4 protein-coding genes and 1 pseudogene are annotated in these 6890 nt (G+C 52.3%); all 5 read right to left on the bottom strand.

The genetic code is table 11. The features are described 5' to 3' along the window. Positions 1–975, bottom strand: a pseudogene (locus B3M32_RS02080) (hypothetical protein); the annotation flags it as partial. A 224-nt stretch (positions 976–1199) separates the two neighbouring features. Then, complete coding sequence (locus B3M32_RS02075; RefSeq protein ID WP_290743167.1) at positions 1200–3713, bottom strand: GH36-type glycosyl hydrolase domain-containing protein; 2514 nt, start codon at positions 3711–3713, stop codon at positions 1200–1202. Positions 3714–3885: 172 nt separating this feature from the next. Then, complete coding sequence (locus B3M32_RS02070; protein WP_290743164.1) at positions 3886–4488, bottom strand: PadR family transcriptional regulator; 603 nt, start codon at positions 4486–4488, stop codon at positions 3886–3888. A 99-nt stretch (positions 4489–4587) separates the two neighbouring features. Further along, entirely contained in the window at positions 4588–5196 is a 609-nt protein-coding gene (locus tag B3M32_RS02065; RefSeq protein ID WP_290743161.1) for a hypothetical protein, read from the bottom strand. Positions 5197–5209: 13 nt separating this feature from the next. Then, on the bottom strand, positions 5210–6631 hold the full coding sequence (locus B3M32_RS02060; protein WP_290743158.1) for a hypothetical protein: 1422 nt from the start codon (positions 6629–6631) through the stop codon (positions 5210–5212). Between the last annotated feature and the right edge of the window lie 259 nt (positions 6632–6890).

Below are 6890 nucleotides of genomic sequence, written 5' to 3'. Positions count from 1 at the left end.
GTCAGTCAGCGTGCCGTAGGTGATGGAATAATTTCGGCGTTCATCAACAGGAACATTCCAGTTCCAATTCGTGCGGTCTTCCCATAGGCCAAATGCTGTACAAAAATAAATCAGACTATCTTTTTGTCCGATAGCAATCTTGCCATCTTCATCGCAAACGGTTCCACATAAATTTGTAGCGCAAACACTTGAAGACGATTCACCTAATGAACTCGAACTTACGACTTCCCAGTTTTCACCTGAGATCTCAATCCATTCCCCACCCTGACATTCGTAATACTTCCCTGTTGACTCCTGGTAAACCTTATCGCCATCGGTACAAGTCACTCCTTCGGAACTGCTAGAAGCCACAATCTTAGAACTACTCGACAGATTCGTATTTTCACTGCTTGAGGAAACAATATTTTTGCTGCTAGAAGACTTTTCTTCTATAACGCTACTTGAGGAAACAGCCTTTTGGCTGCTTGATGAAGTAACTTTAGTGCTACTTGAGGACTTTTCTTTATTAACGCTGCTTGAAGAAACAGCCTTTTGACTGCTTGACGATTTATCTTTTGTTACACTGCTCGATATCTTCTCATTCGCGTTGCTAATAAGTTGCTTTGCAGAAGAACTGCTAGCCAGCTTACTATTTACATTACTAGATAAATTTTCCTCTACCGCACTACTAGAGAATCCTTCCTCAATTTTTTCCCATACTTCGTCATGGCATCGATAGTAAGCATCTTCTAGATTCACATACTTGACATTGCCTTCGTTTTCGAGTGTACACAAATTCAATGACTCTGTAGATTCATCGGTATTTACGCCCATGCCGGATTTTGACGAATCCGTATCGGAACACGATGCAAAAAACACCGCACCCATAATGGTGACAACACGAATTCCCCAGCCAAATCGTTTTTCCATAAGCGCCTTTTGTTGCTTTTTATATACAAATCCAATATATATTTTTTTAACAAGCATCGTCTCCATACAGAGATGAAAATCACATACAACAAAAAAGCCCACTCCAAACGGAGCGGACATGAAATTTTGGTCTGGATCCTTCGACTACGAACCTAACGGTTCTTCGCTCAGGATGACAAACCTCTTCCGAAAAACGCAGAGAGCCAAGCGAGAGCAAACAAAAATCCGCTCCAAAAGGAGCGGACCTTATAAATCCAAATTTGGATTAGAACCGACGGTTATAATTCAAATTAGCCCATGGTGACTTCGACTTTGTGGACACCCTTCGTAAAGATTGGGGCAACATTGGAGTCGATTTCCTTGCCGTCAACCACCATCTTGGCGACACCCTTGCAAACGTGCTTCGGGTTCTTCACCGTGATCTGGTAGGTAGCGCCACGGAACTTACGGGTCGCTTCGAAGCCATCCCACTTAGACGGGATGCAAGGATCGACCACGAGGCCCTTGTAGTTGGCGCGGATACCGATGATGAACTGCGTGGCAGCCTGGTACGTCCAGGTGGAGGTACCGGAGAGCCATGCGTTACGGCCCATGCCGAACTGCTTGTGTTCGTCACCGAGGATGTTCTGCGGATAGCAATACGGTTCAGACTCGAAGATATCGAGAATTCCGTTCTTGGAAGCCGGGTTAATCTGGTTGTAATACTGGAAGGCATTGTCGCCACGGCCGAGGATCGTTTCGGCAATCATCACCCACGGGTTCGTGTGGAGGAAGATACCGCCGTTTTCCTTGGCTCCGGGAGGATAGGTGGAGATGCCACCCACGGCCGGTTCAAAGCCGCGGTAACCCGGAGTGGAGCTCTTCACGCCGTACTTGGTGTTGAGGAGCTTGTTCAGGCTGTCCATGCCCTGCTTGGCGCGGTCGCCGTAAGCGATGCCGGCGATGACCGGCCAGGACTGACCGTTACAGTAAATCTTGCCGTACTTGGCCTTGGCAACACCGTAGCCGTTGCCGTCCTTGTCGAACCAGCGGGTCCACCACTTGCCGTCCCAGGCGCTCTTGTTGAAGGCGGCCTTGACGTCTTCGTACCAGCCCTTATACATTTCGACGGCCTTCTTGTCGCCGAGGACTTCTTCGATGTCCATCATTTCGAGCAAGGCCTTGGCGTACAAGGCAGTGTTGAAGGTGGATTCAGCACCGAGGGGCAAGTTCATGCAGTCGTTCCAGTCGGCAAAGCCGAGGAGCGGGAGGTTGTGCTTGCCGAGGTGTTCACGGGTGAACTTCAGGGCGCGCTTCAAGTGTTCGAGGACAGTGCCCTTCGGACGGTCCTTGCGCTTCTTGCCGGCGACGTAGAACGGAATCTCTTCCTTGAGGAGGTCCATCTTGCCGGTTTCCTTGAGGTAAGAAGCCACGGTGAGGATAATCCAGAGGTGGTCGTCGCCGTACCAGTCGGCATACATCGGATTGCCCTTGGCATCCTTGACGCCGGCCTTTTCGCGGGAGTCACCGGCGTTCGCTTCGTTGCCGTTGTCTTCGGCGAGGGCGAGCGGAGCGTACTGGTGCATGGCGTTACCTTCGGGGCGCTGCACGGAGATGAGGTTCTTGGTGAGGACCAAGGCTTCTTCCGGCATGTGGCTCATCACGCCCATCAAGTCCTGCGTGGAGTCACGGTAACCGATACCGCGGCTGGTGCCGTAGCCCAGCTGGTACAGGGAGAGGTAGCGGCTCCAGTTCTTGGTGGTGTGGCACTGGCGCGGGTTGTGGACGTTCACCATCGTGTTGAAGGAGGCGTCAGGAGTCTTCACCTGGATCGTGGAGAGGTAGTTTTCCCAGAACTTGGCGAGTTCGTCGAAAGCCTTGTCAACGTTCTTCAAGTCACGGTACTTGGCGATGGCCTTGGCAGCAACCTTGAGGCTCTGTTCCTGACCGAGCTGGGTGCAGCAGCGGAAGGTCTTCTTCGCGGCAATCTTGCCACCATGAATCATGAGGGCGGCGATGTTGTCGCCACGGTCACATTCACTGTTGGAAAGTTCCTTGTTGGCGAGGCTGAGCGGAGCGGCCCAGGAGCCCATTTCGTTGGCACCGAGGAACACGCGGCGGTCACCGTCGAAGCTACCGACCTTGCAGTTGGCGGTCACGTAGTTCACGGCGTAGTCACGCTTCATGTAGGCATACTGTTCGAGCACCACATGGCCGTCCTTTTCCCAGTGGCCCTTGAGGGTCATGGTCTGCGGAACCCAGTCGGCGTTCGTGAGCTGCTTTTCGGCTTCAAAGTGGCTGAATTCATAAACCGGGATAATGTCCACTTCCTTGGCGGCACCACCGAGGTTCGTCACCTGGATGTCCTGGAGGAGGGTGTTGGAGCCGGTCGGGACGAAAATCGTCACCTGGGTACGCAGCCCGCAGCATTCGGCAATCCAACGCATGTAAGAAAGACCCACGTGGCATTCCCACTTGTCCATCTTGGTGAGGGTGGGAACGACAAACGGAGAGAACACCTTGTAGCCCTTGGCTTCCTTGATACGGATATAGATGGTGCTGGCCTTGAAATCAGAGCACGGCATCTGGGCGATGTACTTGGTGATACGGTTCAGGGCGGGGTCGCCCTTGCAAACCAGGGTACCGCCGGTAGTATCCACGATACCGCCGAAATTCAAGGTACCGACGTAGTTGCACCACTTGATCGGGGTTGCCGGCGTGGTAAGCACGTATTCTTTCGCGGCGTCATCGAAGTAGCCGTACTGGGCGGCCGGAGCCTTCTTGGAGGCGACCTTCTTGACACTCTTCTTCTGTTTTGTAGCCATTGTATCTCCGTGAGATGGGGTTGTTAAATTTAACGCGGTAAATATAGATTTTTAGACGAAAGACGATAGACGAAAGACGAAAGAAAGTGGTGAAAAGCTTTTCTATTTCACGCGAAGCGTCATTTTAAATCTATCGTCTATAGTCTACAGGCTCGCAGAGCCGTTCTTTCGTCTAACCTTTCTGGTTGAAATTCTCGAAGTCGCGGTTGCCGAAGTTGATGTAGAAGTAGCCATCGAGCTTCTTGTTGCGGATCGGGTCGCGCAGGATACCGATGGCGGCACGCACGTACTTCAGTTCCACAAGGATGTGGTCGCGGCTCATGCAGTTGAGGAACGGGCCTTCGGGGTAGAGCGTCGGACGCGGTTCTTCGGCAATCATCTTTTCCAAATTCTCGATTTCCTGCACCAGGCGGCGTTCATGGACCTCCAGGGACCGGACAAGTTCCTTGTTGTCGGCACCGAAAAGGAATGCGAAGCCCAGCGTTCTCGGGTCGTCGTTGAAACCGGTCAGGTGCTTCAGGACTTCCTTGCGGAGCACGTCCCTCCCCTTCTCGGTAATATTGAAAACGATGCGTTCAGGGCGGTTGCCGTCGCGTTCGGCGCGGCCGACAATGCACTCGTTCTTCTCGAGCGTCGTCAAGCGGTTATAGACAGTTGAGGTGCTGAGGTTTGCCCAGCGGTCCAGTTCCCTATCCCGAATTTCAGTAATTATATCATATCCGCTGCGCTCATGCTCCAAAATCAGGCCGAGCAAGACAAGGTCATAACGGTTCATAACAATCCTCTGTTCCAAAATCAGGAGCAAAACGCACCCTATTCCAATTTGGAATATAACTAAAAAATTGACAAAGAGTCAAAAAGGGCAAAAAAAAGCCTAATTTTCCAACGGAGTCTTCGCGACGAGCTTCCACGACAGCCGCTGGACGACCTTTTCCCAGTTTCCGCGGGTCATGGCGAAGGAGAACGAGTCCGACGAATTGGCGACCCCGTAGGCCAAGATACGGCCGGCTTCCAGCGAAACTACGCTGTACGCCACCTGGAGTATCAATTCCTTGTTGTTGAGGCAGCCACCGCTAGGACAAGACATCTCGTAGCGCCGGAAAAGCACCGGATGGACGACAAGGACAAGCCCGTCCACCCCATCCAGTTTAGCCGCCACGGGCACCGGAATCTTGACCTTGACTCCACCCAGGTCCATAAGCTCCATCTCCAGGGCTCCGTCATCAATAAGTTTCACGGAATGGCTGACCGGCGAGCTTATGGCAAGCGCGGTATCGAGGTAGCTAACGAACCACTGCCGAAAAACATCCTGGTCGCCGAAATCATCCGTGATGTCGTCCGCATTAGACGTGAAAGGAGCCGTCGTCAAGACAGTGAATCGTGCAGGAGCCTCTTTCCATTCCGGGTCAACCGAGACATGCGGCCCGGAACAGCCGACAAGAGCCACCGACAATAAAGCGACAAGCCATGCAAACCTTTTCATGAATCCTCCGAAATCAGTACCGGGGTTTCCAGAAGCGGATACCTATGCCGGCACTGAACGTCCACTGCAAATCGTCCCAATACCGTTCATTGTTGGCGTCTGCGTACGGATCCCAGCACTCCTTATTGCCGTAAGAGCCCGTTTCCCAGTAGGTGTCCCTGCAGTAATTCTCCACGAAATTCATGCGGGCCTGCAAATGCGCCGTCACGTCCCAGGAGTCCGAAATCGGGATGTAATAAGTCCCCTGCACGGCGAACATCCACGATTCGTCGTCCAGGTTGGCTTCGCGCATGTCCTCTTCCAGCGGGTAAGTATCGATGTATCCCAGGCCGAACAGGACATCGACCGTAAAGATTTTCTTGGGACCGAGCATCAGGCCGCCCATCAGCGCGTAGCCCTTCTCGGAAACGGAACCGCCCTTGTTGTTGTCGCCGAACGACATAAAGTACTGGTACTGGAACACGATGCTGCGCCACGACGCCTTGAAGGCAAAGCTCAGCATGTTCGACACGTCAAAATTATCGTCAAAATGACTCGTATAGGTAGACGGGAGTCCGAACATCGCCATGCCGGAGAGCGCCACCCACACGTTGCGTTCCGCCTTTTCCTGCTCGATAGCACGTTCGCGGTTCTTCTGCTCAATTTTTTCTTCATCCGCACGGGCGAGCTTTTTATCTTCTTCTGTGGGGGCCGCAAAACCGGGCATCTGCGTCTCGATAAAGCCGCGGTACTGCGTTTCCGGATACTTCTTGAAGAATTCCGCCTTCTGTTCGCCGAGCCACGACGTATCGCAGGTAAAGGCCGGCTTGATGCTACAGCGGTACGGCCAATCGTATTTCGCCCTCAGGTACTTATAAAATAACAGCAGCATGTCCTTGTCTTCGCGGGAGCCCTCCACCTCGGCGACGGCATTTTCCATATTCTCGACCGACATCGCCAAAAGGGCATTCTTCTCGTCGTCCATGTTATACTTGTCGAGAGCGTCCTTGCCTTCCCAAGCCATGTTGACTTTTTCGTATTCCCTGATGTACCGGAGAACATTATTGAACAATCCGAAATAGTACTGGTAGGCCAAGCGTTCGTCGAGCGAGAACAGGGGCTTGCCTGAAAGGGCCGCCTCGCCACACCTCGCGAACAAGAGCAGCGAATCGGAGTATGCCTTGAAGCATTCGGCCTCCTCGTCGGCCCCGGTCTCCCCCTCCGCCACCGTAAAGAACAGCATGGAAACCTTGTAGTTCGAGCGCTTTCCAGCGCATGTTTTGAACTGTTTCGCGAGTTCGCGTTTGCGGACAGCGAAACTGACGCTGTCGCTATCGCAATTGAAAACTTCAATGGAAACGGTATCGCTTCCTTCCGAGGCATCGTATGCAAAGTAAAACTCGGCAAAGGAGAACGAAAGTGCTACAAGCACCAAAAGAAAAACTTTTTTAAGCATATCTCTAATATAGCTTAAAAAAAATTTTGTTTGTAAAAAAAATCCCCGCGGCATTGCAGCCACGAGGACTTTTGTTAGGAGGAAATCCTATTATGCCTTATTGAGGCGATCCTGGATCATGTCGATGATTTCGGAGAGTTCCTTCGGGAGGTGCTTGCCGAACTTCGGATAGTGGTTTTCCTTAACGTCGGCGAGTTCCTTCTTCCAGCCTTCCACGTCAACCTTCGTGATCTGCGGGAGAGTTTCCTTATAGTAGTCA

The organism is Fibrobacter sp. UBA4309 (assembly GCF_002395745.1).
In the GTDB taxonomy this organism is placed as follows: domain Bacteria; phylum Fibrobacterota; class Fibrobacteria; order Fibrobacterales; family Fibrobacteraceae; genus Fibrobacter.
This window is presented reverse-complemented; position numbering and strand designations above follow the sequence as displayed.